General features: G+C 37.7%; 2 protein-coding genes and 1 pseudogene. All 3 read left to right on the forward strand.

Features of this window, described 5'->3' with window-relative positions:
• Window positions 1–651, forward strand: a pseudogene (locus tag PSF16_RS17180) (Tn3 family transposase); the annotation flags it as partial.
• Between the two features lie 14 nt (window positions 652–665).
• Entirely contained in the window at window positions 666–1,874 is a 1,209-nt protein-coding gene (locus PSF16_RS17185; protein WP_272689785.1) for a transposase, read from the forward strand.
• 77 nt (window positions 1,875–1,951) lie between these two features.
• Window positions 1,952–2,199: hypothetical protein (locus PSF16_RS17190; RefSeq protein WP_272689784.1), on the forward strand; the 248-nt coding region annotated here is incomplete at its 3' end.

The following is a 2,199-nucleotide window of genomic DNA, read 5'->3' on the forward strand; positions in this document are numbered from 1 at the left end:
CCTTATGAGTGGCTATACATTGATACACAATACAGAAAAATTGCGAATACAATGAGGTCACTCTTTCTCGCGATTGATATCGAGTGCGAACCAGGATTACAACTACTATCTTCCCAATTATTAACAGCAAAATCAGAACTTCAAAAAGATAAGCACATTTCTACCGTCGATCAGCGGTTACTGTTAAAAAACGATAAACCTTTTATCCTGATAGATGAACAGGTTAATACTCAACGATTTGAATACTATTTATACCAAAAAGTGGCTCGGATGATTGAGAGTAACAATATTTACATCAATGAAAGCGCCAGCAACAAGCGTTTAGACGATGATCTGATTTCAGCCACCGAGTGGAAAAAAAGCCATGTCATCATTCAAAAAACAGGATTAACTCGGCTCAATACACCGATACAACAAACGCTTTCGGAATTAACGCAAAAACTGAGAGACCAAATGGAGCGAATTGGTCGCAATATCCATGATGGAGCCAATGATTTCGTGACACTTCAACCGCGTTCAAATCAGTTAACATGGAAACTGGCGAATAAACGCTGGAAAGATGACATTGATAATCCCATATATAACCAGCTCCAACATATGGGGATCATTGAAATTATGGACTATGTTCATCAAAAAACGCAGGTTACTTAGATGCATTTAAAAATATCGCATCAAAAAAGAAAAACACTAAGGCCAAAGAGGGCGATTTACTCGCTTGCATATTTGGAAATGGCTCAAACTATGGTGTTCATCATATGTCATCAATATCAGATAGAGCCATCGGTGTGCTTAGAGCCGTCAATGATGGTTATATTAGGCCTGAAACAACGAGTGAAGCTAATGATATGATAGCTGATGCTTTAGCAAAACTCCCCATTTTCAAATATTATACGATTAACGAAAGTGCCCCATTTGGTAGTATTGATGGCCAAAAACATGGTTGCCGAATCAATACATTTAAAGCCCGTTTTTCTGCTAAATATTTCCGAAAAGGGAAAGGCGTATCAGCACTCACATTAGTTTCAAATCATGTACCAATAAATACGAAAGTGATTTCAGCCAATGAATATGAGGCTCACCACGCATTCGATTTACTCTATAATAATACCAGCCATATTCAGCCCAAAACATTAGCAACAGACACGCATGGCGTTAACAATGTAAACTTTGCTATCCTTGATCTCTTTGGGTATCAGTTTGCCCCGCGATATGCAAAATTTAAACACGTTTTTAATGAATTGTTTGAGATCGAGTATGATGAAATCCTTTCCCTGAAACTTAAAAAATCGCTCAACTTATCACTCATTCAAGAAGAGTGGGAAAATATTCAATGGATAATTTGTTCATTAAGCCGTAAAACGACGACACAAAGCACGGTGATTACTAAGCTTTCTAACAGTAAGAAAAACAATCGCACCTTAGCGGCTCTTCGTGAATATGACCGAATAATTAAGTGTTTATACGTTCTCGATTATGTTGATGACAAAATGCTCAGGCAGTTTGTCCAACAAGCACTTAATCGGGGTGAGGCTTACCATCAATTACGGCGTGCAATTGCGTCAATTAATGGTAATCAATTCAGAGGTGGCGATGATTACCAGATAGAACAATGGAATGATTGTGCTCGTATCATTGCTAACTGCATTATTTATTATAATTCTGCATTATTATCCAGTTTGATTGAAAAATTTGCGCGTGAAAATAATCAAGAAGCGGTGAATATGATAGCTGAGTTATCACCTGTCGCATGGCAGCATATACAGCTGGCCGGTAATTACACCTTTGGCCTTAAAAAAGATAATATTGTACTGGAAAGATTACTGGAGAATTTAGATCCTCTTATTTCAGAAGAGTCGTTAAGCTTAGCGGCATAGTCTATTAATATTATTAAACTATATATCGGCTGTAGTCCTTGATATCAAAGGGCTACAAGCAAACTTTGGACTTTTCGATGAAATGGGCACACAACCCCGTTTACCACTTATCCCCAGCTGTTGAACGCGTTCTGATCGATGACACTTTCGCCAATAGAAAGAGAAAAGGTACCCTTTTTGCTGTTCAACGCGTACAAACCTTTATGAGAAAACCTCTCAACTCCCACTACCTTCAACTTGATATTCAAAATTTTTTTAATTCCATTGAGTTAACGAAGCTAATGGCACTTTGTGAAACGATACTCAATCGATACTTCAACCAACA

Origin of the sequence: Providencia sp. PROV033 (assembly GCF_028484855.1) — a bacterium.
GTDB classification, from domain to species: domain Bacteria; phylum Pseudomonadota; class Gammaproteobacteria; order Enterobacterales; family Enterobacteriaceae; genus Providencia; species Providencia alcalifaciens.